Origin of the sequence: Streptomyces sp. NPDC002935 (genome assembly GCF_040611295.1) — a bacterium.
GTDB lineage: Bacteria > Actinomycetota > Actinomycetes > Streptomycetales > Streptomycetaceae > Streptomyces.
This window is the reverse complement of the sequence record NZ_JBEXNW010000001.1, coordinates 368,688-393,571: the sequence shown is the minus strand read 5'-3', so window position 1 is coordinate 393,571 and position 24,884 is coordinate 368,688. Positions and strand designations below refer to the sequence as shown.

The following is a 24,884-nucleotide window of genomic DNA, read 5'->3' as shown; positions in this document are numbered from 1 at the left end:
TCCCGGGAGGGAGTCACGCGCCGGGAGCCACGCGCCCAGGGAGGGGCCCTAGCGGGCCGGCGCTACCGAGAGGGAGCCATGCGTCGGGCCGTGATCAGCTCGTGCAGGTAGCGCTTGGTGATGGTGCCGCCGTGCCGGTTCTCGATCAGCTCGGTGATGCAGTCGAGGAGGCCGCTGAGCGCGGGCGCGGGCAGGGCCCGGTGGTTGGAGTAGGTGCGCAGGACGTCCAGATAGGCCGCGGTCGTATAGGTGATCTCCTGCGGGAAGCGCTGGATCTCGACGGGCCCGAGCCGCTCGGAATCGGCGAGTTCGGTGATGTCGGAGGTCACCGTGGTCTCCTCCGACAGGCGCAGGTCGGGCGGGGTGTCGGGGTCCCAGCGTTCGTAGCAGCGCTGGGCCCGTTCGAAGAAGGCCGCGGAACCACCCGCCACGTGGTGGGTGGTGACCAGGGCGAAAGTACCGCCCGGGGCGAGGGCGGCGGTCATCGCGGGCACGCGTACGGCGGGGTCGATCCAGTGGAAGGCGGTGGCGCAGACCGCCAGCTCGAAGCGCCGGCCGGGCGGGGGGCTCCACTCCTCGAACGCGGCGACCTCGACGCGGGCGTCCGGGAACGGCCGCAGATTGCGCCGGGTCACCGCCGCCAGCGAGGGACCGAGTTCGACCGCGGTGATCCGCAGTCCGGCCCGGGCCAGCGGCACGGTCAGCTGTCCCGTTCCCGGGCCCACCTCCAGGACGTGCCCGGCCGGGGAGCGCCCCGCGCAGGTGATCAGGGCCTCGACCAGGGCGGGCGGGTAGCCGGGGCGGGCGCGGTCGTAGAGCTCGGCGTCCTCGTCGAACACGTCACGCAGCATGCCCCCAGGCTAGGGACCCGCCGTCGCCGCGTCAGCTGTGCAGGCCCCAGTGGCCCCGGTGGACGACCTCGTCCACTCCGCGTCGGCGTTCGTCGATACGGGAGCCCTGCGGGGGCACGTCGTCCGCCCGGTAGCCGACCGTGATGCCGCCGATCGGCGCGTACTCCTCGGGGACCCCGAACTCGGTGCGGAAGGGCTCCAGATGCTCGGGCATGATCCCGAAGAAGCAGGCGTCGAGTCCTACGTCGACCGCGCTGAGCAGCATCATGAGCGCGGCTATCCCCGTGTCGATGTACCAGTACTGGGCGGGCCAGCGGGCCTCGGCGCGGTCCTCCTCCCAGCCCTTGTCGGGTTCGGCGTAGCGCTCCAGACAGGCCGCTTTGTGTGCCAGCGGCACGACGACCAGCGGGGCGTCCCGCATGGTCGGCGTCTGCTCGCTGCGGGTGGGGACGAACGGCCAGAACCGGGCGCGGTCGGCGGCGTCGGTCAGTGCCAGGAACGCCCAGCCCTGGGAGAAGCCGGCCGACGGGCCCGCAACGCGGAGGCGAGGATTCTCTCCACCGCCTCGGGGGTCAGCGGCCTGTCGGCGGCTTGTCGGAGGAGTGGTGGATCATGCGACGGCGACGGACCACTTCGGAGAATTCCATGGCAACGGATCCTGCCAGGGCCCGGGCGTTCGGCGGTCCGGAGCGTTCGGATCGAGCCTCGCGCACCGACAGGACCGTCCGTCTCACCCACCGGGACGGTAGCTCAGTGGATGGACCGGTCCCGGCACGGCACCCCGTATCGACTAGCGTCGTGCCATGACCAGCGACACCCCCCTCACCCTCGCCGCCGCGCTCTCCTCGGGCACGGTCGTGCTCGACGGAGGCATGTCCAACCAGCTCGAATCGGCCGGACACGACCTGAGTGACACGCTGTGGTCGGCTCGGCTGCTCGCGGAGCGGCCCGAGGCGATCGTCGAGGCGCATCTCGCCTACTACGAGGCCGGCGCGGACGTGGCGATCACCTCCAGCTACCAGGCGACGTTCGAGGGCTTCGCCCGGCGCGGCATCCCGCACGAGCGGGCGGCCGAACTGCTCGGCCTGAGCGTCGGGCTGGCCCGCGAGGCCGCCCGGCGCGCGTGTACGAAGGGTGTCGCGCGGCCACTGTGGGTCGCCGCGTCGGTGGGCCCGTACGGGGCGATGCTCGCGGACGGCTCGGAGTACCGGGGGCGGTACGGGCTGAGCGTCGCGGAGCTGGAGCGGTTCCACCGGCCGCGCCTGGAGGTCCTGGCCGCCGCCGCGCCCGACGTGCTGGCCCTGGAGACGGTCCCGGACACGGACGAGGCGCGGGCGCTGCTGCGGGGGGTGCGCGGGCTCGGCGTGCCGGCGTGGCTGTCGTACAGCGTCGCCGGTGACCGTACGCGGGCCGGGCAGCCGCTGGAGGAGGCCTTCGCCCTGGCCGCCGAGGCCGACGAGGTCATCGCGGTCGGGGTCAACTGCTGCGTCCCCGAGGACGTCGACGCGGCGGTCGCCACGGCCGCGCGCGTGACCGGAAAGCCGGTCGTGGTCTATCCGAACAGCGGCGAGGCCTGGGACGCCCGGGCCCGCGCCTGGACCGGCAGCTCCACGTTCACGGCCGCGCAGGTCGGCGGGTGGGAGCGGGCGGGGGCCCGGCTGATCGGCGGGTGCTGCCGGGTGGGCCCGGAGGCGATCGCGGGGATCACGGCGGCGCTGCGGGCCGTGTAGTTCCTGTCCGCCGTCCCGGGCCGCGCCGGGAGGAGGAGGCCATCACGTCCGGCCGGCGCGGCGATCCCGCGGCACCCCGCTCCCGGCCCGGGAACCGGCCGGAAGACCCGCCCGAGTCCGGGCGGCGCGCGCCGTCACTGCCCGCCGCCGCCGACCGCGAATCCCGTACGGCACCAGCCCCCGCCGAGCCAGGTCGGCGCCCGCCGCCGTCCCCTCACGTCCGGCCGGCGCCGCCTGAGCGGCGGAAGCGGCGTACGGGCGACAGCGGAGTCGCGATGCGTGCGGACGCGTCGACGGGAGGGCGCGAAGGGGGCGTGCCGTCCACGGGGTCGGCCGCCGGGTGGACCGCGGACCTGTCGCCGGACTGATCGCCGGGCTTGCCCGCGGCTCCGTCCGCGGGTCCGGCCGCGGCCCTGGCCGATTCGGCGTCCCACACGGCGAGTTCGCGGTCGCGCGGGCCGCGCACGGTGTGCGGGTCACCGGCGCCGAAGATCCGGACGGGGTGCGAGGCGTCCCAGGCGGCCCACCCCGGGTCGCCGTCGACCGCGAACCGCACCCAGGCACCGTGCATGGCGTCCGCCAGCTCCTGCGGGGCGCCCTCGCCCGCGAGCTTCGCCGACTCCGGTACCCCGGCGGTGTCGAAGACGAAGCCCAGCTCCAGGGCGTGGCAGGCACCGAGGTCGGGCACGTTGGACGGCCAGGCGAACTCGTAGACGTGGGCAAAGGCGCGGTCCTCGCCGGGGACGTCCGCGTCGAGGGACGCGGTGGGCCGGCCGCTCCGCGCGTCGGCGAGGCGGTGCAGCGGGACCCGCAGGAGATGGTCGGTGATCATCTGGCCGACGAGATCGGCGGTGCCCGCTTCCGGATGGATGGCACGGTAGCCGCGGGGGACCTCGTGGCCGCAGTGGCAGCGGGCCATCGCACCGGCCAGGGCGACCGGGCCGAGCCGGTCGACGCGTTCCAGGAGCCCGCCGGGTACGAGCCACAGCAGGTACTCGTCACGGGTCCAGCCGAGGAGGAGGCCGACGTCCGGCGCGGCGCCCTCGACGAGGGCCTCCAGCGGGTCGCGGGGCACGAGGTCGCCGTCGACGACGATGCCGAAGGCGGGGCCGCCCAGCACCGGGCTGCTGAGTCTGCCCACGTCGGCCTGGGTGCGCAGGAGCAGGTCGCGGTCGACGGCGGCGAACGCCTCCGCCGTCGCGGGGATCTTCAGCCGGGTGGCCATCCTGCGCACCATCCGGCGCACCTTGTCGCGGTCGCTCGCCTCGGGCGGCCCGCTCTGCAGGATCGCCCGGTGGAACAGGCCCTGGGCGCGCGGGCTCGCGAGCAGGGCGCCGATGCTGATGGCTCCGGCGGACTCGCCGAACACGGTCACCCGGTCGGGGTCGCCGCCGAACCGGCCGACGGACGCCCGTACCCACTCCAGCGCGGCGAGCTGGTCGCGCAGTCCGGGGTTGGCGGGGGCGTCCGGGAAGAGACCGTAACCCTCCACACCCAGGCGGTAGTTGAGGGACACGAAGACCACGCCGTCGCGTGCGAAGGCGCGCCCGTCGTAGACCGGGACGGCCGAGGAACCGCGGGTCAGGGCGCCACCGTGGATCCACACCATGACGGGGAGCCGGGCCCCGGGGTCGGGCTCCGGGGTCCACACGTTCAGGTTGAGGCAGTCGTCGCCGGGTACGACGGGGTCGGCGAGGAGCCGGGCGAAGGCCTCGGAGTACGGCGGCTTCGGCGGCGTCGGTCCGAAGGCGCCGGCGTCCCGTACTCCGTCCCAGGGCTCGGGCGGCACGGGCGGGCGGAAGCGATGGGCGCCGAAGGGCGGGGCGGCGTACGGGATGCCCCGGAAGACCGCGATCCCGTGCTCGTACCGGCCGCGCACCGCTCCGTACGGAGTGGCGACCACCGGGTCCTTCGTCTCCGCCACGGGATCCACCGCGTCCACCGCCATCCGGGACCAGCTCCTCACCGTCGCGAGTAGTAAGGATCAGAGCACCACATCACTTCCCGGTATTCCTGCGGACGTCCCCGTTCGGCCGATGGCGCCGCGCGGCGCGGGTCAGCCCGCCGGGGCGGCGTCGGCCGAGGGCTCCCGCGCCGCCCAGACGATGCCGCCGAGCAGATGCCCTCGGAAGTCCAGGTCCTCGTAGGCCCGAGCGGCGTGTCCGAGGGCGGTGTAGAAGACCCGGCCCGCGCCCTGTTCCCGGCACCACACGAGAGGGTGGTCGTCGCCCATTCCCCCGCCCTCGTAGGAGGATTCGTCGGCGGAGGCGAGCACGCGTACCGAACCGCGCGGGCTGGAGCGGAAGTCGTACCACTCGTCCGTGAACTCCCAGACGGGCGGCAGGTGTCGAGTGGCCGGATGTCCGTGGTCCTCGACGACGGCCCTGCCCGGCTGGAGGTCCGGGTGCCGGTCGAAGCGGGCGCCGAGGAGCTCGCCGTAGTGGGGCCACTCGTACTCGGTGCAGGCGGCGGCGTGCACCCCGACGAACCCGCCGCCGCCCTCGACGTACGCCGTGAGCCGGTCGCGGCCCGCCGGCGTCAGCACCTCGCCGCTCGTCGACAGAAAGACGATCGCCGCGTACGGGGAGAGGGGCGCCTCGAAGACGGCGGGGTCCTCGGTGGCGTCGACGGCGAACCCGTGCGCGTCACCCAGAGCGCGTACGGCGGCGACGGCGGCCGGAATGGAGTCGTGCCGGTAGTCGGCGGTACGGGTGTACACAAGAACACGGAAGGCCATGACCGGAGCCTAGGGCGATCGCCGCGGCGGTGTCCGTTTCGTTCAAGACCGGTCGGCCGGCGCCCGCCTACGGTGGCCGTATGACTCCACGATTCGATGTGATCGGCCTGGCGGTCTCCGACATGGCCGCCTCGCTCGCCTTCTACCGCCGGCTCGGGCTCGACTTCCCCGAGGGTGCCGAGAACGAGCCGCATGTCGAGGCCGAGCTGCCCGGCGGGCTGCGCCTCGCGCTGGACACGGAGGCGACCATCCGGTCGTTCCACGCCGGGTGGCGGCCCCCGAGCGGCGGCGGCAGGGTGTCGCTGGCCTTCCTCTGCGACAGCCCCGCCGAGGTCGACTCCGTGTACGAGGGGCTCGTCGGAGCCGGCCATCACGGCGAGCTCAAGCCCTGGGACGCCTTCTGGGGCATGCGGTACGCCGTCGTGCACGACCCGGACGGCAACGGCGTCGACCTGTTCGCCCGGCTGCCCGGGGATCCGGCCCCGGCACAGTAGTCCGGTTCCCTACCGGTGACCGACCAGTTCGCCGAGCGTCGTTCCCGCCAACTCCCGCACGTCCCGCGCGAGATGGGCCTGGTCCGCGAACCCGGCCCGGAGGGCGGTCTCGGCGAAGGGCACGCCGTCGCGGGCGAGGGCGAGCGCCCGTTGCAGGCGCAGCACGCGGGCCAGGGTCTTGGGTCCGTAGCCGAACGCCACGAGCGAGCGGCGGTGCAACTGTCGTGCGCCCAGGCCCAGTTCGTCGGCCGTCTCGGCGACCGGGCGGCCCGCGTCCAGGGCGGCCACCACCTCCCGGAGCAGCGGATCGGGGGGCTCGGCGTCGGCCGCCCGGAGCAGCGCGACCTCTTCGAGCGCGTCCACGGGGTCGGCGGCCGCGTCGATCCGAGCGGCGAGGCGGCGCACCTCGGAGGCGGGCCACAGGTCGGTCAACTCCACGCGCTGGTCCCGGAGTTCGTTCGCGGGTACGCCCAGGTAGGCGGGCGCCGTGCCGGGGAAGAAGCGAACGCCCACCCAGCCGCCGGGTACCCCGTCCGGAACGTAGGGCCGCGTGTCAGGACCGGCGACGAGCAACCGCCCCTCGGTCCAGAGCAGATCCATGCAGCCGTCGGGAAGCACGGCGCTCCGGACGCTCCCGGACTCGGCCCCGGCGTCTTCTCCTGCCCCGCCCCGGCCGTGCTCGTCACCGGGCACGGGCACGGGACCTGGCGCCGGACCGGCCAGGACGCGGCTCCACACGACCGCGCCCGGCAGCCGGGACGCCCGTTCCGCGTACATGCACGCCAGGCTACGCCGCGCGTGCCCGGTACTCCTGCGGGCTGACGCCGTACAGCCGTTTGAAGGCGCTGGACAGGGCGAAGGCGCTGCCGTAGCCGACGTGGCGGGCGATCGTCTCCAGGGTGTCGCCGCCCTCGCGGAGCCGGTCGGCGGCCAGGGCGAGGCGCCAGCCGGTCAGATACGTCATCGGAGGCTCCCCGACGAGTTCGCCGAAGCGCCTGGCCAGGGCGGCGCGCGAGACACCGGCCTTGGCGGCGAGCGCGGCGACCGTCCAGGGGTGGGCCGGGTCGTCCTGGAGGAGTCGGAGCACGCCGCCCACGACCGGGTCCGCGAGGGCCTGGTACCAGGCGGGCGCCGCGGCCTCGGGGCGGGAGAACCAGGCGCGCAGGGCGGTGATCATCAGGAGGTCGAGGAGGCGGTCCAGGACGACCTCCTGGCCGGGCTCGTCGCGCACCATCTCCTCGGCGAGGATCGGTGTCAGCGGGCACTCCCACACGTCGGAGGGGAGCGAGAGCAGCGGCGGCAGCGCGTCGAGCAGTCTGCCGTTGACCTCGCCCCGCATCATGTACGTCCCGATCAGCAGCACCGTGGAGCCGTCGAGCCGGTCGCCCCAGCTGCGCACCCCGAGGTCCCAGTGGCCCTTGAGCGAGCGCCCGTCCGGGTAGGTGCACTCGCCGCCCGGCAGGATCACGGCCTGTGGCGGGGTGCCGGGGTCGTCGGCGCAGAGGTAGGGGTCGGGGCCGCGCGCGATGGCGACGTCACCGGCCCGCAGCCGCAGCCGCTCGCCCCGGTCCGGTACGACCCAGGCGTCGCCGCGAACCACCAGCATGATCGTCAGGGGGGCGCGGTCCTCGATACGTACGCACCACGGCGGGTCGAAAGACGCACGGATCATGAAGGCGCCACGCGCGCGTGGACCCTCCAGCAGGCCTGCGAGAGGGTCCCCCCGCGTGAGCGTGTTCGAGCGTGGAGGAGCGTCCATGCCGCCAGCGTAGACGGCGGTCCGGAAGGCCGTGGACGTCCGCTTATGGGAATGAGCCGTTCGGCGATGGTTCCTTGCCGGGGACGGCAGTTGACTGGGACGCATGGCAGACAACGAGCGGAACATGACGGTGCTGGTGACAGGGGCCACGGGGCGGACCGGGAGCCGGGTCGCGCAGGCCGCGCGGGCGGCGGGACTGACGGTCCGGGCCGGATCGCGCGGCGAGGGCTTCGACTGGGAGGACGCCTCGACGTGGGCCGGGGTGCTGCGGGGCGCCGACGCGGCGTACCTGGTGTATCCGACGGACGTCGGCTCCCCGGCCGCCACGGAGGCGGTCGGGGCCCTGGCCCGGGAGGCGGTGGGGCTCGGCGTACGGCGGCTGGTGCTGCTGTCGTCGCGGGGCGAGGACCGGGCACGGCCGACCGAGGAGGCGCTCAGGACGTCCGGCGCGGACTGGACGATCGTACGAGCCTCGTGGTTCACGCAGAACTTCAGCGAGGGCCCGCTGGTCGAGGGGCTGCGCCACGGTGAGCTGGTCTTCCCGGCCGGTGAGGTGCGGGAGCCGTTCATCGACGTACGGGACATCGCGGACGTCGTGGTGGCCGCGCTGACCGGGCGCGACCGGTACACCGGCCAGGAGCTGGCGATCACGGGGCCCCGGCTGCTGACCTTCCGGGAGGCGGTCGCGGAGATCTCGCGGGCCACGGGCGAGGAGCTGGCGTACACCCCGGTGACGGCGCGGCAGTACGGCGACACCCTGGCCGGGTTCGGGGTGCCGGCCGAGGAGGTCGAGTTCCTCGTCGAGCTCTTCGAGAGCCTCCTCGACGGCCGTAACGCCCACCTCTCGGACGGCGTCCAGGAGATCCTCGGCCGTGCGCCGCGGGATTTCACGGACTTCGCGCGGGAGGCCGCGGCGGCCGGGGTGTGGAAGGCCGAGTGAGGGACGGGCGGGTGAAGGACGGGCGCGGGGAGGGACGGCCGGGCCCGGGTTCACTTCGGTGGGGCTCACACGGTGGAGCTCCCGCCTCTGGAGTTCACTCCCGTGGAGGGTGCTCCTCGCCGTTCTTCTCCGCCCGGGGGGTGTGGTGGGTGTTCCTGGCGTGCGTGCGCAGCCGGGACGTCACGTCCTCCGGGGGCAGGAAGCGCGACCAGCGTTCCGGGAACTCGGACGGCATGTCGGGGTCGTCGGGATCGGCGTCGTAGGAACGGTGGGCGGCGGCGCGGGCCACGAACTCCGCGGCCTGGACCTCGCGCAGCCGCTCGTTGGCGGCACGGGCCGCGGAGGTGGCGGCGGCCGGCCAGACCCGGTCGATGGCGGCGTTGACGGCCGCGCCGACCAGGACGGCGAAGGCGGACACACCGATCCACAGCAGGACGGCGACGGGGGCGGCGAGCGAGCCGTAGATGGTGGGGCCCTCGACGGTGTTGGTCAGATAGATGCGGAGCAGGAAGCTGCCGAGCACCCACATGGCGAGGGCGACCAGAGCGCCCGGCACGTCCTCCACCCAGGGGGAACGTACGGGGACGGACACGTGGTAGAGGGTCGTGAGGAAGACGACCGACAGGACGATGACGACCGGCCAGTACAGGACCTGGACGACGGTCGTCGACCACGGCACGACGTTCACCACCGCGTCCGGGCCCGCCACCATCAGCGGGAGCGCGACGGAGCCGATCAGCAGGGCCACGATGAACAGCAGGAACGACATGACCCGGGTCTTCACGATGCCCCGGGTGCCGTCGAGGCCGTACATCACGGTGATGGTGTCGACGAAGACGTTCACCGCCCGCGAACCAGACCACAGGGCGAACAGGAAGCCGAGGGAGATGATGTCGGGCCGGCCGCCCTTCATCACGTCGTGCAGGATCGGCTCGGCGATCTGGTGCACGCCCTTCTCGGTCAGCACCGTGCGGGACGCCTCCAGGATGTTGGACTCCAGGCTGGCGATGGTGGCGGCGCCGGTCCAGTCGTCCACGTACCCGAGCAGTCCGATCATGCTCAGCAGCAGCGGCGGCACGGACAGCAGTGTGAAGAAGGCGGCCTCGGCCGCCAGTCCCAGGATCCGGTACTCCATGCACGAGTTGACGGTGTCCTTGAGCAGCAGCCAGGCGGTCCTGCGCTTGGAAACGTTCCGGTAGAGCGCGCGAGCGCGGTGGAAGCGGCCCGAGCGAGGCCGTTCAGGTGTTTCTTTTGCCTGGTGCACGTCCTTACGGTAGCGGTATGGCAGCCAGCACCCACACCGTGACCAACCAGGCCCCGCCCCTGGTCGGATATGACGTATTCGCCGCCGACCGGGCCCTCGTCGAGGCGGTCGACCGGCATCTCGATCCTCAGCTACTCGACGAGGCGCGCGAGGAGCTTTCGGCGCTCGGCCGGACTTCCGGTTCCGCCCAGGTACAGGAGTGGGGTGCGCTGGCCAACGAGAACCCGCCGAAGCTGCGCACCCACGACCGCTACGGCAACCGGATCGACGAGGTCGACTTCCACCCGTCCTGGCACCGACTCCTCGGCAAGGGCGTGTCGGCGGGACTGACCGCGGCCTGGAGCCGCCCCGGCGGACACCTCCGGCGCGCCGCGGGCTTCGTGATCTGGACGCAGGCCGAGGCGGGCAACGGCTGCCCGCTGTCGATGACCCACGCGGCGGTGCCCGCGCTGCGCACCGACCCGGCGCTCGCCGCCGAGTGGGAGCCGCGGCTGACGTCCACGATCTACGACCAGGAACTGCGGCCCGCCGATCGGAAAGCCGGCGTGCTCTTCGGTATGGGCATGACGGAGAAGCAGGGCGGCAGCGACGTACGCGCCAATACGACCGAGGCACGGCCGCTCGCCGAGGACGGTACGTACGAGCTCACCGGGCACAAGTGGTTCTGCTCGGCGCCGATGTCGGACGGTTTCCTGGTGCTGGCGCAGGCCCCGGGCGGACTGACCTGCTTCCTGGTGCCGCGCGTCCTGGCGGACGGCACCCGCAACGTCTTCCGTATCCAGCGGCTCAAGGACAAGCTCGGCAACCGGTCCAACGCGTCGAGCGAGGTCGAGTTCGACGGGACCTGGGCGCGCCGGGTGGGCGACGAGGGGCGCGGGGTGCGGACCATCATCGAGATGGTCGCGGCGACCCGGCTGGACTGTGTGCTCGGCTCGGCCTCGCTGATGCGGCAGGCCGTCGCGCAGGCGATCCACCACTCCACCTACCGCGAGGCGTTCGGCGGCCGGCTCCTCGACAAGCCGCTGATGCGCAACGTCCTGGCCGATCTGGCGCTGGAGTCGGAGGCGGCGACCACGCTGGCGATGCGGCTGGCCGCGGCGTACGACGACGGGAGCGAGCAGGAGCGGGCTTTCCTGCGGCTCGCGGTGCCGGCCGCCAAGTACTGGGTGACCAAGCGGTGTACGCCGGTCGCGGTGGAGGCGCTGGAGTGTCTGGGCGGCAACGGCTACGTCGAGGAGTCGGGCATGCCGCGGCTGTTGCGGGAGTCGCCGCTCAACTCCATCTGGGAGGGCGCCGGCAATGTGCAGGCGCTGGACGTCCTGCGCGCGCTGCAGCGGGAGCCGGGGGCTCTGGACGCGTATCTGCGGGAGGTGGGCCAGGCCCGCGGCGCCGACCACCGGCTGGACGGGGCCATCAAGAACCTGCTGGCCGAACTCGCCGACCTGGACGGCATCGAGGCCCGTGCCCGCCGTCTGGTCGAGCGGATCGCGCTGGTGCTCCAGGGATCGCTGCTCGTCCGGTACGCGCCCCCGGAGGTCGCCGACGCGTTCTGCGCCTCGCGCCTGGGCGGTGACTGGGGTACGGCGTTCGGCACTCTGCCGCACAGTCTGGATCTGGCCACGGTGGTGGAGCGCGCCCGGCCGGTGTCCTGACGGAGGCGCTGACGCGGGGGTGGTGCTGCGCCGACACGGCACCACCCCCGCCTCTGGCCCCGTTCAGGAGCTCGGACGCCGCACGGGCGGCGTCGTTGTCAGTTTCAAGGAACCTTGCGACCGTTGGCGAGAGTTGCAGACCGTTGCATTCCTTGGTGCACCTTGCGCGAAGGCCGGGCGGACCCGGCCGAGAGCAGGCACGATGTGGGATGACGGCGGTGTCGCGGCCCGTACGAGGTCCTGGTTTCGGGAGTGCCCTGTGAAGATCACATCGTTCAACCTCGCCCGTTTCGCACCGTCGGACGCGTCCGAAACGGCCGGGCACCTCAAGGAGACCTGGGCCGCGTCGGTCAAGGGCGAACGTGGCCCGATCGCCCCGCGTCCGGTGATCGGCCAGTCCTGGCAGCGAGCGAAACGTTTCGGCGTCGATCCCGAACAGGGAACGGACAGCATCCTGTTACAGACGGACGAACTCGAACACCGGCGGACAGCGAGCGCGCTCGCCGACGTGATGCCGACCCTGCACGGCGGACTCGGGGCGGTCGCCGACGCCTCCCTCCAGATCATGGTGGTCACCGACCCCGAGGGCCGGGTGCTGTGGCGCGAGGGCAACCCGGGCGTGCTGCGCCGGGCCGACGCCATCTGCCTGGAGGAAGGCGCCGCCTGGAGCGAGGACACCACCGGCACCAACGCCATCGGAACGGCTCTCTCCGCCGGCACCCCCGTCCAGGTGCACTCCGCCGAGCACTTCGTGCGCACCCTGCACGACTGGACGTGCGCCGCCGCGCCCGTCCACGACCCGCGTGACGGGCGGCTGCTCGGGATCATCGACGTGAGCGGCCCGGACAGCACCTTCCATCCGGCCACGCTCGCCCTGGTCGACGCGGTGTCCAGACTGGCCGAAAACGAACTGCGGAGCAGACATCTGACGGCCATCGAACGGCTGCGCGCGGTGGCCGCTCCCCTGCTGTGCCGGCTGGGCGGTCCCGCGCTCGTGGTGGACACCCATGGCTGGCTGGCCGCCGTCACCGGGATGCCGCCCGTCGACCGGGTCCCGCTGCCCGACCCCTTCGGCGCGGGCCCGGCCTGGCTGCCCTCCCTCGGGATGTGCGTCGCCGAACCGATGCCCGGCGGCTGGCTGCTGCGCGTCACCGCCACCGACGACACGGGGAGCGCCGGCCGGGTGGTCCTCGACCTCGGCGATCCCCGGCGGGCCCATGTCACCGTCTCGGGCACGGCGGGCAGTTGGGCCCAGGATCTGAGCCCGCGCCACGCGGAGCTGCTCTACGTCCTCGCCGTGCACCGGCAGGGACGCAGCGCGGCCCAGCTCGCCGTCGACCTCTTCGGCGATCCGACCCGCACGGTCACGGTCCGCGCCGAACTCTCCCGCGTACGCCGCCGGCTGATCGGGCTCCTCGACCACCGGCCGTACCGCTTCCGCGAGGAGGTGGAGGTCCAGGTGCTGCTGCCGGACGACCCCCGGGACCTGCTGCCGCACTCGACGGCGCCGACGGTCCTCGGAGCACGCGCGTCGGGTGAGCCGGCACCGTCCTGAGCACGGGAAGGGGCGAAGCAGGCGTATTTCGTGAGCGTCTTCGGCCGTCTTTGTCCTGGCCGGGGGGTCTCTGCCGTAGCATCCCCTCACAGGCCACCCCACCCGTCTCTCCGTCAACGCCCTCGGCGGGGGAGGCAGTTGGCCTACTCGGGAGGACGCATGAAGCAGCGCGGCAGGCACCGTCGTCGAAGAAGAGGACAGGCGCTGCGCGCCACCCTCGCCGGAACCGCGCTCGCGCTCACGGCGGCCGCCACCCTGATCAGCACCTCGCAGGCCACCGGCAGCAACAACCCGGGCGGACTCACCGCGCTCCGCTCCACCTCCGCGGCGCAGCAGCTGCGCCTCCACGAGAACCTCACCTCCCGGGACGCGCTGGACACACTCAGCGGGAACATGGGCGGCAACGTCGGTGTCGACGGAGTCCTGGGCGACACCGACCACGCGATGCGGAACACCGCCGACTGCACGACGGACGAGCGGGCCGCGCTGCCGGTCGAGCCGACGGCCACGCGCGCGTACTGCTGGGACGACGCCGACGCGCGCACCGGGCAGTGGAAACCGCGTTCCGTGACCACGTCCGGTGACGCCTACGACGACGGACGCTGGGACACGCACCAGGTGATCCTGGCCGGCTGGACGCACCGCGACGGGCAGGCGGCCGCGCCGACCCGGGAGGAGGGCCTGGCCAAGATCGCCTTCGTCGACGCGACCGATCCGGACGCCCTCCGCTACCGCTGGGTCCTGCTGGTCGCCCCGCGCGCCGGCGGCAAGGACTTCTCGGCGGTCCACTCGGGCCTCGGCGGCATGGTCTGGTACCAGGACAAGCTGATCGTCACCGCGGCGCACGGAGAAGGCCTCCTCGTCTTCGACCTGCACCGGCTGCTGCGAGCCGATGTCGACAGCGGTGCCGTGGGCCGGGTGGGCGACGGCTATTCCGCCGCCGGTTACCGGTACGTGCTCCCCGCCATCGGCTCGTACGACCCGGAGGGCGGCGCGTGTACGCGCGGCCGCGACCGCGCGGTCCCCTGCTTCGGCTCGCTCTCCCTGGACCGTTCGACCTCCCCGGACAGCCTGGTCGCGGCGGAGGCCGCGGGCGACCGCACGGAGCGGACCCGTATCTGGCGGTACGCGTACAGCACCGCCGCGTACCGCACGGGACTGCTCGCCGACGCCCAGGGTCACGTGGACGCGGCCGAGGCCTACACGACCAAGGCCGCCGGGGTGTCCGGTGTCCTCTCCCACCGGTCCGCCGACGCGCGCGAGGCGCGGTGGTACGTCGGGCGGCCGTCCGACAGCCGTACCCAGCACGGCTCCCTGTGGCGGCAGACCGGAGACGGGGCCGAGGCGGCCACGTGCACGGCGGACCAGTCGCACGCCTGCTGGAGCCTCGGCTCCGGGTCGTTCTCCTACTGGCAGCAGACCGGCGAACTGTGGACCCTCACCGACACACCGGCCCAGCGAGCGCTCTACGCGGTACCGCTGTCATCCGTCGACGGCTCGCTGGGATAGCGGAACGGTCTCCGGCACCGGTCGCTCGGACAGCGGCGCGGTCTTCGTCGCCGGAGTGGTCGGCAGGGCCTTCGGGGGCGCTTTTGGAGGGCCGCCTGGCGTCGTGGTTCCCTGGCGGTCATGAGCAACGTCACTGTGACCACCTGGTCCCTGGAGCAGACGGCCCCGACCGACCTGCTCCCCGCGAGCGCGCCCGACGGGGACCTGCGGATCGTCCGCGCCGAGGTCCCCTCGCCCGAGTTCAGCCGCTTCCTCTACGCCTCGGTCGGCGGGGACATCCGCTGGACGGACCGGCTCGCGTGGACGTACGCGCAGTGGCAGGAAGCCCTCGCCGAGCCGGGCGTGGAGACCTGGGTCGCCTACGAGCGGGGCACGCCCGCGGGCTATGTCGAACTCGGTGCGCAGGACGACGGGGTCGTGGAGGTCGTCTACTTCGGACTCATCCCCGCGTTCCGCGGACGCCGGATCGGGGGACACCTCCTCTCGTACGGTGTCGCGCGCGCCTGGGACCTGGCCGGGCGCTGGCCGGGACGGGCCGAGACGAAGCGCGTCTGGCTGCATACGTGCAGCAAGGACGGGGAGCACGCGATGGACAACTATCTGCGCCGCGGCTTCAAGCTCTTCGACACCAAGGTCGAGGAGGAGGCGGACGTCGCCACCCCGGGTCCGTGGCCGGGGGCCGGCACCGTCTGACCAGCTCCGAGCCGCGGCGACCGCGGCAGCCCGGCCCTCCCCGCGGCACCGCGGGAGGTCCGGTCATGTGATCGACAACACCCTTGTCTCGCGATTCGGGACAAGGGTGTCCACATGGTGGATGACGGTGGACTGCCCGGAGATCCCCGTGACACGCTTCCGTCATGTCTGGAACTGGAATTGCCTTGGTGAGTCGGCGGCACGTCGACCTCGGCCGCATGTCCAGCGCCATCTGTCCGGCGAGCTGACCAGCCCAGCAGCGCCGAGTCTCTCCCTTTGCAAGAACCTTGCGCAGTGCTGCGCCCATTCTTCCGTATGCACCCGTTTGCGCAGGTCAGAGCCGCAGTCAGACCTGTCCCGCAGTCTCGAAGGACGTATCAGCCATGGCCGCCACCCCCGAGAATCCTGCTGCCGCGCCCCGCCGCAAGGTGAGCCGTCACCGCGGCGAGGGTCAGTGGGCCGTAGGTCACTTCACGCCGCTCAACGGGAACGAGCAGTTCAAGAAGGACGACGACGGTCTCAATGTGCGGACACGCATTGAGACGGTCTACTCCAAGCGGGGCTTCGACTCGATCGACCCCAACGACCTGCGCGGCCGGATGCGTTGGTGGGGTCTCTACACCCAGCGCAAGCCCGGGATCGACGGCGGCAAGACCGCGATCCTGGAGCCGGAGGAGCTGGACGACAAGTTCTTCATGCTGCGCGTCCGGATCGACGGCGGCCGGCTGACCACCGAGCAGCTGCGCGTCATCGGCGAGATCTCGCAGGAGTTCGCGCGCGGCACCGCCGACCTCACCGACCGGCAGAACGTCCAGTACCACTGGATCCGCATCGAGGACGTCCCGGAGATCTGGGACCGCCTGGAGGCCGTGGGCCTGTCCACGACCGAGGCCTGCGGTGACACGCCCCGCGTCATCCTCGGCTCGCCCGTCGCCGGCATCGCCGAGGACGAGATCATCGACGGCACCCCGGCCATCGAGGAGATCCACCGCCGGGTCATCGGCAACAAGGACTTCTCGAACCTGCCCCGCAAGTTCAAGACCGCGATCTCCGGTTCGCCGCTGCTCGACGTGGCGCACGAGATCAACGACGTCGCCTTCGTCGGCGTGAACCACCCGGAGCACGGCCCCGGCTTCGACCTCTGGGTCGGCGGCGGCCTCTCCACCAACCCGAAGATCGGCCAGCGCCTCGGCGCCTGGGTCCCCCTCGACGAGGTCGCGGACGTCCACATCGGCGTCCTCTCGATCTTCCGCGACTACGGCTACCGGCGGCTGCGCACCCGCGCCCGCCTGAAGTTCCTGGTCGCCGACTGGGGCGTGGAGAAGTTCCGCCAGGTCCTGGAGGACGAGTACCTGAAGCGCAAGCTGGTCGACGGCCCCGCCCCCGACCAGCCGGTCGCCCGCTGGCGCGACCACGTGGGTGTGCACCGTCAGCAGGACGGCCGGTACTACGTCGGCTTCGCCCCGCGCGTCGGCCGCGTGGACGGCGCGACCCTGACGAAGATCGCCGAACTGGCCGAGGCGCACGGCTCGGGCCGGCTGCGTACCACCGTCGAGCAGAAGATGATCGTGCTCGACGTGGACGAGACGCGGATCGACTCGCTCGTCGAGGGCCTGGAGGCTCTCGACCTGACCGCTCGCCCCTCCACTTTCCGGCGCGGCACGATGGCCTGCACCGGCATCGAGTACTGCAAGCTCGCGATCGTCGAGACCAAGGCACGCGGTGCTTCCCTGATCGACGAACTCGAGCGCCGCATCCCTGAGTTCGACGAGCCGATCACCATCAACATCAACGGCTGCCCGAACGCCTGCGCCCGCATCCAGGTCGCGGACATCGGCCTCAAGGGCCAGCTGGTCCTCGACGAGAACGGCGAGCAGGTCGAGGGATACCAGGTGCACCTGGGCGGCGCGCTCGGCCTGGAGGCCGGATTCGGCCGCAAGGTCCGTGGTCTGAAGGTCACTTCGGACGAACTGCCCGACTACATCGAGCGCGTCCTCAAGCGTTTCCAGGTGGAGCGCGAGGACGGCGAGCGCTTCGCCACCTGGGCCTCGCGTGCCTCCGAGGAGTCCCTGTCATGAGTGAGCGTGCCGCGCCGTTCTACTGCCCCTATTGCGGGGACGAGGATCTGCGACCCAGCGAAGAGGGCCACGGCGCGTGGGAATGCGCGGCGTGCAACCGAGCCTTTCAGCTGAAGTTCCTCGGGCTGCTGTCCCGAGGCGTTCGGCAGGAAGAGCGTGGAGGGGCGGAGATATGACGACCATTCAGGAAGAGCGTACGGGCGAGGACTTGAAGAGCCTGGCCGAGCGGGCGGGCCGGGACCTGGAGGACGCGTCCGCGCTGGAGATCCTGCGCTGGGCGGCCGACACCTTCGGCGAGAAGTTCTGCGTGACCTCGTCCATGGAGGACGCGGTCGTCGCCCACCTCGCCTCCCGTGTACTGCCCGGCGTGGACGTGGTGTTCCTCGACACGGGCTACCACTTCCCGGAGACCATCGGCACCCGTGACGCGGTCGAGGCCGTGATGGACGTCAACCTCATCACCCTCACCCCGCGTCGGACGGTCGCCGAGCAGGACGCCGAGTACGGGCCGAGGCTGCACGACCGCGACCCGGACCTGTGCTGCGCCCTGCGCAAGGTCGAGCCGCTCGAAGAGGGCCTGACCGCGTACGACGCCTGGGCGACCGGGCTGCGCCGCGACGAGTCCCCGACCCGGGCGGACACCCCGGTCGTCGGCTGGGACGAGAAGCGGCGGAAGGTCAAGATCTCCCCGATCGCCCGCTGGACGCAGGACGACGTCGACGCCTACGTCGCCGAGCACGGGGTCCTGACCAACCCGCTGCTGATGGACGGTTACGCCTCCGTCGGCTGCGCGCCCTGCACCCGTCGGGTGCTGGAGGGCGAGGACGCGCGCGCGGGCCGCTGGGCGGGCCGCGGGAAGACCGAGTGCGGGCTGCACGGATGACGACCACCACGAGAACGACCGCGCCCGCCGCGGACCCCACGAACTCTCAGGAGCAGCAAGTGACGACCGGAGCCACCGTCTGGCTCACGGGTCTGCCGAGCGCCGGCAAGACCACCATCGCGTACGAGCTGGCCGGCCGGCTGCGAGAGGAGGGCCACCGGGTCGAGGTGCTCGACGGCGACGAGATCCGCGAGTTCCTCTCCTCGGGGCTCGGCTTCTCCCGCGCGGACCGCGACACGAACGTGCGGCGGATCGGCTACCTCGCCGAACTGCTCTCGCGCAACGGCGTCAAGGCGCTCGTCCCGGTGATCGCGCCCTACGCGGACAGCCGCGAGGCGGTGCGGGGGCGCCACCAGGCCGGGGGCACCCCCTACCTGGAGGTGCACGTGGCGACCCCGGTGGAGGTCTGCTCCGTACGCGATGTGAAGGGGCTCTACGCCAAGCAGGCCGCGGGCGAGATCTCGGGACTGACCGGCGTCGACGACCCGTACGAGGCTCCCGAGTCGCCCGACCTGCGGATCGAGTCGCACACCCAGACCGTGCAGGAGTCCGCTGCCGCGCTGCATGCGCTGCTCACCGAGAGGGGTCTCGCATGACGACCGTCGCCAGTGTCTCCGAGGAGACGGAGTCCAGCCCGTACGCGCTGTCGCACCTGGACGCGCTGGAGTCCGAGGCCGTGCACATCTTCCGCGAGGTCGCGGGCGAGTTCGAGCGGCCGGTGATCCTCTTCTCCGGCGGCAAGGACTCCATCGTCATGCTGCACCTGGCGCTGAAGGCCTTCGCGCCCGCCGCGATCCCCTTCACCCTGCTCCACGTCGACACCGGACACAACTTCCCCGAGGTCCTCGGCTACCGCGACCGGGCCGTGGAACAGCACGGCCTGCGGCTCCATGTCGCCTCCGTGCAGGACTACATCGACCGCGGAGTGCTGCGCGAGCGCCCCGACGGCATCCGCAACCCGCTCCAGACCCTCCCGCTCACCGAGAAGATCCAGAGCGAGCGTTTCGACGCCGTCTTCGGCGGCGGGCGCCGCGACGAGGAGAAGGCCCGCGCGAAGGAGCGGGTGTTCTCGCTGCGGGACGAGTTCTCCCAGTGGGACCCGCGCCGCCAGCGCCCCGAGCTCTGGCAGCTCTACAACGGCCGCCACGCGCCCGGCGAGCACGTCCGCGTGTTCCCGCTCTCCAACTGGACCGAGCTGGACGTCTGGCAGTACATCGCCCGCGAGGACATCGAACTCCCCGACATCTACTTCGCGCACGAGCGTGAGGTGTTCCAGCGCGGCGGCATGTGGCTGACCGCCGGCGAATGGGGCGGGCCGCGCGCGAGTGAGACTGTAGAGAAACGACAGGTGCGCTACCGGACAGTGGGCGACATGTCCTGCACCGGTGCGGTCGACTCCGACGCGACCACCCTGGACGCCGTCATCGCCGAGATCGCCGCCTCCCGCCTTACGGAGCGCGGCGCCACCCGCGCCGACGACAAGGTGTCCGAGGCCGCGATGGAAGACCGCAAGCGCGAGGGGTACTTCTAGACATGACCAGCACCACCGAACCCACCGAGCCCCTGTCGGTCGAGCAGTTGTCGGCGACGACCCTGCTGCGCTTCGCGACCGCCGGTTCCGTCGACGACGGCAAGTCCACGCTCGTCGGACGCCTGCTGCACGACTCCAAGTCGATCCTCACGGACCAGTTGGAGGCCGTCGAGCGTGTCTCGGCGAGCCGCGGGCAGGACGCCCCGGACCTCGCGCTGCTCACCGACGGTCTGCGGGCCGAGCGTGAGCAGGGCATCACCATCGACGTCGCCTACCGCTACTTCGCCACCGCACGCCGCCGGTTCATCCTCGCCGACACCCCCGGCCATGTGCAGTACACCCGCAACATGGTCACCGGCGCCTCCACCGCCGACCTGGCGGTCGTGCTCGTCGACGCCCGCAACGGCGTCATCGAGCAGACCCGCCGGCACGCAGCCGTCGCCGCGCTGCTGCGCGTGCCGCACGTGGTCCTCGCCGTCAACAAGATGGACCTCGTCGAGTACAAGGAGTCCGTGTTCGCGGCGATCGCCGAGGAGTTCACGGCGTACGCCTCCGAGCTGGGCGTCCCCGAGATCACCGCGATCCCGATCTCCGCGCTCGCCGGTGACAACGTCGTGGACGCCTCCGCGAACATGGACTGGTACGGCGGCCCGACCGTCCTCGAACACCTGGAGACGGTCCCGGTCAGCCATGACCTGGCGCACTGCCACGCGCGGCTGCCGGTGCAGTACGTGATCCGCCCGCAGACCCCCGAGCACCCGGACTACCGCGGCTACGCCGGCCAGATCGCGGCCGGCTCCTTCCGCGTCGGCGAGAGCGTCACCGTGCTGCCGTCCGGGCGCACCTCGAAGGTCGCCGGGATCGACCTGCTGGGAAAGCCGGTCGACATCGCGTGGACCCCGCAGTCGGTGACCCTCCTGCTGGAGGACGACGTCGACATCTCGCGCGGTGATCTGCTCGTGCCGAGCAAGGACGCGCCCCCGACGACGCAGGACGTCGAGGCGACCGTCTGCCATGTGGCCGACGAGCCGCTCACCGTCGGCCACCGGGTACTGCTCAAGCACGGCACCCGCACGGTCAAGGCGATCGTCAAGGACATCCCGTCCCGGCTGACCCTGGACGACCTCTCGCTGCACCCGCACCCCGGCCGGCTGGTCGCCAACGACATCGGCCGGGTCAAGATCCGCACCGCGGAGCCGCTCCCGCTCGACGCGTACGCCGACTCCCGGCGCACCGGCGCGTTCATCCTGATCGACCCGGCCGACGGCACCACGCTGACCGCGGGCATGGTCGGCGAGTCCTTCGCCGCTCCGCAGCCGGTCAAGGACGAGTCCGACGACGACGGTTGGGACTTCTGACATGAACCCCATCGACATCTACTCCACGTTCGCCAAAGAGGGCGGCCGCGTCGGCAGCGGCGCCCTCGGCAGCGGGCAGGGCGGAGTGGCGCGATGTGCGCGATGACGTACGCGCACTGCCTGCGCGCCCTCACCCCCCACCGCTTGCGCAAACGAAGACCTGCCGACTTCCCGGCCACGACCTGAGAAGGCGTGACCGCCGGGCCAACGAGAGGAACCCCTCCCGTGCCTGCCATCCGCTCCACTCGCTCGAAGCTCCTGGGCCGCGGCATAGCCCTCGCCACCGCTCTCCCGCTGCTCGCTCTCGCCGCCTGCAGCTACGGCTCCGAGGCGAAGGACGACAACTCCGCGGCCAAGGTGGCCGCCGGGTCGAAGAAGATCGACGGACTCGACTCCGTGAAGATCGGCTACTTCGGCAACCTCACGCACGCCACCGCGCTGGTCGGCAACCAGAAGGGCTTCTTCCAGAAGGAGCTCGGCGCCACCGCCGCCAAGTACCAGGTCTTCAACGCGGGTCCCTCCGAGATCGAGGCGCTCAACTCGGGCTCCATCGACATCGGCTGGATCGGCCCCTCGCCGTCGATCAACGGCTTCACGAAGTCCGAGGGCAAGAGCCTGCGGATCATCGGCGGTTCGGCCTCGGGCGGCGTCAAGCTCGTGGTCAACCCCGAGAAGATCAAGTCCCTGAAGGACGTCAAGGGCAAGAAGATCGCGACGCCGCAGCTCGGCAACACGCAGGACGTCGCGTTCCTCAACTGGGCCGCGGAGCAGGGCTGGAAGGTCGACGCGCAGAGCGGCAAGGGTGATGTGTCGGTCGTCCGCACCGACAACAAGATCACTCCGGACGCCTACAAGTCCGGCTCCATCGACGGCGCCTGGGTGCCGGAGCCGACCGCGTCCAAGCTGGTCGCCGAGGGCGGCAAGGTGCTGCTCGACGAGTCGGACCTGTGGCCCGACAAGAAGTTCGTGATCACGAACATCATCGTGTCGCAGAAGTTCCTCAAGGAGCACCCGAAGGTCGTCGAGGCGGTCCTGAAGGGCTCGGTCGAGACCAACAAGTGGATCAACGCCAACCCGGACGACGCGAAGGCCTCGGCGAACAAGCAGCTGGAAGCCGACTCGGGCAAGGCGCTGCCGGCCGAGGTCCTCGACCCGGCCTGGAAGTCCATCCAGATCACCAACGACCCGCTGGCCTCGACGCTGAACACCGAGGCGGACCACGCGGTGAAGGCCGGTCTCCTGGAGAAGCCGAACCTGACCGGGATCTATGACCTCACGCTCCTGAACAAGATCCTCGCCACCGCGGGCGAGAGCGCGGTCGACGACGCCGGTCTCGGCGTCAAGTAAGTCCGGATCCAACCGAGTTCCCAGGAGGTGACGACCATGGCAACGACGCTCGCCAAGGCCGCCGACGGCGCCGACACGACGGAGTACGCCGCCCGCATCGAGCACGTCTCGAAGTCCTTCACCGGACCGGCGGGGCCCCAGCTCGTCCTCGACGACATCACGCTCGATGTCGCTCCGGGCGAGTTCGTCACCCTCCTGGGGGCCTCGGGGTGCGGCAAGTCCACACTGCTGAACCTGGTGGCAGGGCTCGACAAGCCCTCCGCCGGAGGCATCACGACCAACGGGCGCCCGGCTCTGATGTTCCAGGAGCACGCCCTCTTCCCGTGGCTGACCGCGGGCAAGAACATCGAACTCGCCCTCAAACTCAGGGGAGTTCCGAAGGCCGAGCGGCACGACCGGGCCGAGGAACTGCTCGAACTCGTCCGCCTGAAGGGCGCGTACGGCAAGCGGGTGCACGAGCTGTCCGGCGGTATGCGCCAGCGCGTGGCGCTGGCCCGGGCGCTCGCGCAGGACAGCCAGATCCTGCTGATGGACGAGCCGTTCGCGGCGCTGGACGCGATCACGCGGGATGTGCTGCACGACGAGCTGACCCGGATCTGGCGCGAGACGGGCCTGTCGGTCCTGTTCGTCACGCACAACGTCCGCGAGGCGGTGCGGCTGGCGCAGCGCGTGGTCCTGCTGTCCTCGCGCCCGGGGCGCATCGCCCGCGAGTGGACGGTGGACATTCCGCAGCCGCGCCGCATCGAGGACGCCCCCGTGGCGGAACTGTCCATCGAGATCACCGAAGAACTGCGTGGGGAGATCCGCCGCCATGGCCAGCACTGAGTCGAAGGCCGACGCCGCCGTCAAGGACAACGACGGGCTGGGCGGTCTGGAGGCGGGTCTCGACGCGCTGGAGTCCTCCGTCGCCGGCCGCAAGTCCTTCGGCACGACGTTCCGGCAGAAGGTGCTGCCGCCGCTCGTCGCGTTCGCGGTGGTCCTGGTGGCCTGGCAGGCACTGATCACGTTCAAGATCGTCGATGACCCGACCAAGCTGCCCTCGCCGTCCGACGTCTGGAGCGAGGTCCAGAACGCCTGGCTCGAGGGCACGCTGCTCGACTACATCTGGACCAGCGTCTCGCGCGGTCTGCTCGGCTTCCTGTTCGCCCTGGTGATCGGGACCCCGCTGGGCCTGCTGGTGGCCCGGGTGAAGTTCGTGCGCGCCGCGATCGGCCCGATCCTTTCGGGCCTGCAGTCCCTGCCGTCGGTGGCGTGGGTGCCGCCGGCCGTGATCTGGCTGGGCCTGAACAACTCGATGATGTACGCGGTGATCCTGCTCGGCGCGGTCCCGTCGATCGCCAACGGGCTGGTGTCGGGTGTGGACCAGGTGCCGCCCCTGTTCCTGCGGGCGGGCCGCACGATGGGTGCGACGGGCCTGCGCGGGACCTGGCACATCGTGATGCCGGCCGCGCTGCCCGGCTATCTGGCCGGCCTGAAGCAGGGCTGGGCGTTCTCCTGGCGCTCGCTGATGGCCGCGGAGATCATCGCCTCCTCCCCCGACCTCGGCGTGGGCCTCGGCCAGCTGCTGGAGAACGGCCGCAACGCCAGCTCCATGCCGATGGTCTTCCTCGCCATCTTCCTCATCCTGTTCGTCGGTATCGCCATCGACCTGCTCATCTTCAGCCCGGTGGAGCGGCGGGTACTGCGCAGCCGCGGACTCCTGGTGAAGGGCTGACCCCGTCATGAGCAGGCCGGAGCGCCCCGTCCTCGTCGTCATCGCCCACGGCAGCCGCGACCCGCGGCACGCCGCGACGGTGCATGCCCTGGTACGAAGGGTGCGCGCCCAGCGGCCCGGCCTGCGTGTGGAGACCGGGTTCCTCGACTTCAACATCCCGTCCGTGCAAGGGGTGCTGAACTCCCTGGCGGCCGACGGCGTTCGCGATGTGGTGGCCCTGCCGCTGCTGCTGACCCGCGCCTTCCACGCCAAGTCGGACATCCCGGCGGTGCTGCGGGAGGCACCGTCGCGGCTGCGCGTCCGACAGGCGGAGGTGCTCGGCCCGTCCCCGCTGCTGACGGCCGCGCTCGAACGCCGTCTGTACGAGGCCGGGCTGACGCCCGCCGACAAGTCCTCGACCGGGGTCGTGCTGGCCTCGGCGGGGTCCACCGACCCGGAGGCGATCGCAGTGATCGCAGAAATCGCGCGGGAGTGGCGGCACACCGGTTGGTGCGCCGTGCGGCCTGCGTTCGCCTCCGCCACTTTTCCCGCGGGATTCCCCCGCACCGAGGACGCCGTCCGCGAACTCCGCGCCCTCGGCTGCGAGCGCGTCGCCGTCGCCCCGTACGTCCTGGCCCCGGGCTTTCTGCCGGACCGGATCGCCCGGGGTGCCGCCGGGGCCGACGTCCTCTCCGATGTCCTCGGTCCCGCGCCGGAGGTCGCGCGGGTCCTGCTGGACCGCTACGACGAGGCGCGGATGCCGGCCCTGGCCGCGCTCGGCGCCTGACCCCCGGTTCCGCCTCCGGTCCC

General features: G+C 71.9%; 25 protein-coding genes. 18 read left to right on the top strand and 7 right to left on the bottom strand.

The features are described from left to right. Nucleotides 1-62 precede the first annotated feature (62 nt). Entirely contained in the window at nt 63-851 is a 789-nt protein-coding gene (locus ABZX90_RS01680; protein WP_355200756.1) for a class I SAM-dependent methyltransferase, read from the bottom strand. Nucleotides 852-882: 31 nt separating this feature from the next. Beyond that, the gene (locus tag ABZX90_RS01675; RefSeq protein ID WP_355200877.1) at nt 883-1,341 is read right to left on the bottom strand and encodes a nitroreductase family protein; all 459 of its coding nucleotides are present in this window, start codon (nt 1,339-1,341) and stop codon (nt 883-885) included. A gap of 313 nt (nt 1,342-1,654) precedes the next feature. Here ABZX90_RS01675 and mmuM point away from each other — a divergent pair, with 313 nt between their 5' ends. Next, entirely contained in the window at nt 1,655-2,581 is a 927-nt protein-coding gene (gene mmuM / locus ABZX90_RS01670) for a homocysteine S-methyltransferase (RefSeq protein WP_351126702.1), read from the top strand. Between the two features lie 214 nt (nt 2,582-2,795). On the opposite strand, the gene ABZX90_RS01665 is transcribed toward mmuM, so the two are convergent. Then, on the bottom strand, nt 2,796-4,529 hold the full coding sequence (locus ABZX90_RS01665; protein ID WP_351126700.1) for a carboxylesterase family protein: 1,734 nt from the start codon (nt 4,527-4,529) through the stop codon (nt 2,796-2,798). Nucleotides 4,530-4,637: 108 nt separating this feature from the next. Then, entirely contained in the window at nt 4,638-5,318 is a 681-nt protein-coding gene (locus tag ABZX90_RS01660) for a ThuA domain-containing protein (RefSeq protein ID WP_351126698.1), read from the bottom strand. An 80-nt stretch (nt 5,319-5,398) separates the two neighbouring features. On the opposite strand from ABZX90_RS01660, the gene ABZX90_RS01655 reads away from it, so the two are divergent. Beyond that, nucleotides 5,399-5,812 carry a VOC family protein gene (locus ABZX90_RS01655; protein ID WP_351126696.1) on the top strand — a complete coding sequence of 138 codons (414 nt, stop codon included), beginning with the start codon at nt 5,399-5,401 and terminating at the stop codon, nt 5,810-5,812. 9 nt (nt 5,813-5,821) lie between these two features. On the opposite strand, the gene ABZX90_RS01650 is transcribed toward ABZX90_RS01655, so the two are convergent. Both ABZX90_RS01650 and ABZX90_RS01645 read right to left on the bottom strand, forming a co-directional pair. After that, on the bottom strand, nt 5,822-6,589 hold the full coding sequence (locus ABZX90_RS01650) for a helix-turn-helix transcriptional regulator (RefSeq protein ID WP_351126695.1): 768 nt from the start codon (nt 6,587-6,589) through the stop codon (nt 5,822-5,824). A gap of 10 nt (nt 6,590-6,599) precedes the next feature. Beyond that, entirely contained in the window at nt 6,600-7,571 is a 972-nt protein-coding gene (locus ABZX90_RS01645) for an AraC family transcriptional regulator (protein ID WP_351126693.1), read from the bottom strand. A gap of 103 nt (nt 7,572-7,674) precedes the next feature. On the opposite strand from ABZX90_RS01645, the gene ABZX90_RS01640 reads away from it, so the two are divergent. Then, on the top strand, nt 7,675-8,511 hold the full coding sequence (locus ABZX90_RS01640; protein ID WP_355200752.1) for an NAD(P)H-binding protein: 837 nt from the start codon (nt 7,675-7,677) through the stop codon (nt 8,509-8,511). Between the two features lie 94 nt (nt 8,512-8,605). Here ABZX90_RS01640 and ABZX90_RS01635 read toward each other — a convergent pair whose 3' ends face one another. Then, a complete protein-coding gene (locus ABZX90_RS01635; protein WP_351126689.1) occupies nt 8,606-9,775 on the bottom strand; it encodes a YihY/virulence factor BrkB family protein in 1,170 nt (389 codons plus the stop codon). A gap of 17 nt (nt 9,776-9,792) precedes the next feature. On the opposite strand from ABZX90_RS01635, the gene ABZX90_RS01630 reads away from it, so the two are divergent. The 15 genes from ABZX90_RS01630 (at nt 9,793) to ABZX90_RS01560 (ending at nt 24,861) form a co-directional block, all read left to right on the top strand. Continuing rightward, complete coding sequence (locus ABZX90_RS01630; protein ID WP_355200750.1) at nt 9,793-11,427, top strand: acyl-CoA dehydrogenase family protein; 1,635 nt, start codon at nt 9,793-9,795, stop codon at nt 11,425-11,427. A gap of 259 nt (nt 11,428-11,686) precedes the next feature. Continuing rightward, nucleotides 11,687-12,982 (top strand): GAF domain-containing protein, encoded by a 1,296-nt coding sequence (locus ABZX90_RS01625; RefSeq protein ID WP_355200748.1) that lies wholly within the window; start codon nt 11,687-11,689, stop codon nt 12,980-12,982. 159 nt (nt 12,983-13,141) lie between these two features. Next, nucleotides 13,142-14,491: a hypothetical protein gene (locus ABZX90_RS01620; RefSeq protein WP_355200746.1), complete on the top strand. Its 1,350-nt coding sequence runs from the start codon at nt 13,142-13,144 to the stop codon at nt 14,489-14,491. A 120-nt stretch (nt 14,492-14,611) separates the two neighbouring features. After that, nucleotides 14,612-15,184 carry a GNAT family N-acetyltransferase gene (locus tag ABZX90_RS01615; RefSeq protein ID WP_351126682.1) on the top strand — a complete coding sequence of 191 codons (573 nt, stop codon included), beginning with the start codon at nt 14,612-14,614 and terminating at the stop codon, nt 15,182-15,184. Nucleotides 15,185-15,348: 164 nt separating this feature from the next. Further along, on the top strand, nt 15,349-15,432 hold the full coding sequence (locus ABZX90_RS01610; RefSeq protein ID WP_309486338.1) for a putative leader peptide: 84 nt from the start codon (nt 15,349-15,351) through the stop codon (nt 15,430-15,432). A gap of 135 nt (nt 15,433-15,567) precedes the next feature. Then, on the top strand, nt 15,568-17,262 hold the full coding sequence (locus tag ABZX90_RS01605; protein ID WP_355200744.1) for a nitrite/sulfite reductase: 1,695 nt from the start codon (nt 15,568-15,570) through the stop codon (nt 17,260-17,262). Further along, nucleotides 17,259-17,438, top strand: a complete 180-nt coding sequence (locus ABZX90_RS01600) for a hypothetical protein (RefSeq protein ID WP_351126679.1) — start codon at nt 17,259-17,261, stop codon at nt 17,436-17,438. Before ABZX90_RS01605 ends, ABZX90_RS01600 begins: the two co-directional genes overlap by 4 nt. Then, nucleotides 17,435-18,145 carry a phosphoadenylyl-sulfate reductase gene (locus tag ABZX90_RS01595; RefSeq protein WP_355200741.1) on the top strand — a complete coding sequence of 237 codons (711 nt, stop codon included), beginning with the start codon at nt 17,435-17,437 and terminating at the stop codon, nt 18,143-18,145. The genes ABZX90_RS01600 and ABZX90_RS01595 overlap by 4 nt, the downstream gene beginning before the upstream one ends. Further along, nucleotides 18,142-18,741 carry an adenylyl-sulfate kinase gene (gene cysC / locus ABZX90_RS01590; RefSeq protein WP_355200739.1) on the top strand — a complete coding sequence of 200 codons (600 nt, stop codon included), beginning with the start codon at nt 18,142-18,144 and terminating at the stop codon, nt 18,739-18,741. The genes ABZX90_RS01595 and cysC overlap by 4 nt, the downstream gene beginning before the upstream one ends. Continuing rightward, the gene (gene cysD / locus ABZX90_RS01585; protein WP_355200737.1) at nt 18,738-19,676 is read left to right on the top strand and encodes a sulfate adenylyltransferase subunit CysD; all 939 of its coding nucleotides are present in this window, start codon (nt 18,738-18,740) and stop codon (nt 19,674-19,676) included. Before cysC ends, cysD begins: the two co-directional genes overlap by 4 nt. 2 nt (nt 19,677-19,678) lie before the next feature. Continuing rightward, complete coding sequence (locus ABZX90_RS01580; protein ID WP_355200735.1) at nt 19,679-21,034, top strand: GTP-binding protein; 1,356 nt, start codon at nt 19,679-19,681, stop codon at nt 21,032-21,034. 234 nt (nt 21,035-21,268) lie between these two features. Next, a complete protein-coding gene (locus ABZX90_RS01575; RefSeq protein WP_355200875.1) occupies nt 21,269-22,381 on the top strand; it encodes an aliphatic sulfonate ABC transporter substrate-binding protein in 1,113 nt (370 codons plus the stop codon). A gap of 36 nt (nt 22,382-22,417) precedes the next feature. Further along, nucleotides 22,418-23,206, top strand: coding sequence for an ABC transporter ATP-binding protein (locus ABZX90_RS01570; protein ID WP_351130370.1), 789 nt, complete (start codon nt 22,418-22,420; stop codon nt 23,204-23,206). Next, nucleotides 23,193-24,095 carry an ABC transporter permease gene (locus ABZX90_RS01565; RefSeq protein ID WP_351130371.1) on the top strand — a complete coding sequence of 301 codons (903 nt, stop codon included), beginning with the start codon at nt 23,193-23,195 and terminating at the stop codon, nt 24,093-24,095. The genes ABZX90_RS01570 and ABZX90_RS01565 overlap by 14 nt, the downstream gene beginning before the upstream one ends. Nucleotides 24,096-24,102: 7 nt before the next feature. Next, a complete protein-coding gene (locus tag ABZX90_RS01560) occupies nt 24,103-24,861 on the top strand; it encodes a sirohydrochlorin chelatase (RefSeq protein ID WP_355200733.1) in 759 nt (252 codons plus the stop codon). Nucleotides 24,862-24,884 lie beyond the last annotated feature (23 nt).

Excerpts from the sequence above, each read along its gene's own strand:
- ABZX90_RS01680 (WP_355200756.1), bottom strand. The coding sequence starts at position 851 with ATGCTGCGTGACGTGTTCGACGAGGACGCCGAGCTCTACGACCGCGCC.
- mmuM (WP_351126702.1), top strand. The coding sequence starts at position 1,655 with ATGACCAGCGACACCCCCCTCACCCTCGCCGCCGCGCTCTCCTCGGGC.
- ABZX90_RS01665 (WP_351126700.1), bottom strand. The coding sequence starts at position 4,529 with ATGGCGGTGGACGCGGTGGATCCCGTGGCGGAGACGAAGGACCCGGTG.
- ABZX90_RS01660 (WP_351126698.1), bottom strand. The coding sequence starts at position 5,318 with ATGGCCTTCCGTGTTCTTGTGTACACCCGTACCGCCGACTACCGGCAC.
- ABZX90_RS01655 (WP_351126696.1), top strand. The coding sequence starts at position 5,399 with ATGACTCCACGATTCGATGTGATCGGCCTGGCGGTCTCCGACATGGCC.
- ABZX90_RS01650 (WP_351126695.1), bottom strand. The coding sequence starts at position 6,589 with ATGTACGCGGAACGGGCGTCCCGGCTGCCGGGCGCGGTCGTGTGGAGC.
- ABZX90_RS01645 (WP_351126693.1), bottom strand. The coding sequence starts at position 7,571 with ATGGACGCTCCTCCACGCTCGAACACGCTCACGCGGGGGGACCCTCTC.
- ABZX90_RS01640 (WP_355200752.1), top strand. The coding sequence starts at position 7,675 with ATGGCAGACAACGAGCGGAACATGACGGTGCTGGTGACAGGGGCCACG.
- ABZX90_RS01630 (WP_355200750.1), top strand. The coding sequence starts at position 9,793 with ATGGCAGCCAGCACCCACACCGTGACCAACCAGGCCCCGCCCCTGGTC.
- ABZX90_RS01620 (WP_355200746.1), top strand. The coding sequence starts at position 13,142 with ATGAAGCAGCGCGGCAGGCACCGTCGTCGAAGAAGAGGACAGGCGCTG.
- ABZX90_RS01615 (WP_351126682.1), top strand. The coding sequence starts at position 14,612 with ATGAGCAACGTCACTGTGACCACCTGGTCCCTGGAGCAGACGGCCCCG.
- ABZX90_RS01610 (WP_309486338.1), top strand. The coding sequence starts at position 15,349 with ATGTCTGGAACTGGAATTGCCTTGGTGAGTCGGCGGCACGTCGACCTC.
- ABZX90_RS01605 (WP_355200744.1), top strand. The coding sequence starts at position 15,568 with ATGGCCGCCACCCCCGAGAATCCTGCTGCCGCGCCCCGCCGCAAGGTG.
- ABZX90_RS01600 (WP_351126679.1), top strand. The coding sequence starts at position 17,259 with ATGAGTGAGCGTGCCGCGCCGTTCTACTGCCCCTATTGCGGGGACGAG.
- ABZX90_RS01595 (WP_355200741.1), top strand. The coding sequence starts at position 17,435 with ATGACGACCATTCAGGAAGAGCGTACGGGCGAGGACTTGAAGAGCCTG.
- cysC (WP_355200739.1), top strand. The coding sequence starts at position 18,142 with ATGACGACCACCACGAGAACGACCGCGCCCGCCGCGGACCCCACGAAC.
- cysD (WP_355200737.1), top strand. The coding sequence starts at position 18,738 with ATGACGACCGTCGCCAGTGTCTCCGAGGAGACGGAGTCCAGCCCGTAC.
- ABZX90_RS01580 (WP_355200735.1), top strand. The coding sequence starts at position 19,679 with ATGACCAGCACCACCGAACCCACCGAGCCCCTGTCGGTCGAGCAGTTG.
- ABZX90_RS01570 (WP_351130370.1), top strand. The coding sequence starts at position 22,418 with ATGGCAACGACGCTCGCCAAGGCCGCCGACGGCGCCGACACGACGGAG.
- ABZX90_RS01565 (WP_351130371.1), top strand. The coding sequence starts at position 23,193 with ATGGCCAGCACTGAGTCGAAGGCCGACGCCGCCGTCAAGGACAACGAC.
- ABZX90_RS01560 (WP_355200733.1), top strand. The coding sequence starts at position 24,103 with ATGAGCAGGCCGGAGCGCCCCGTCCTCGTCGTCATCGCCCACGGCAGC.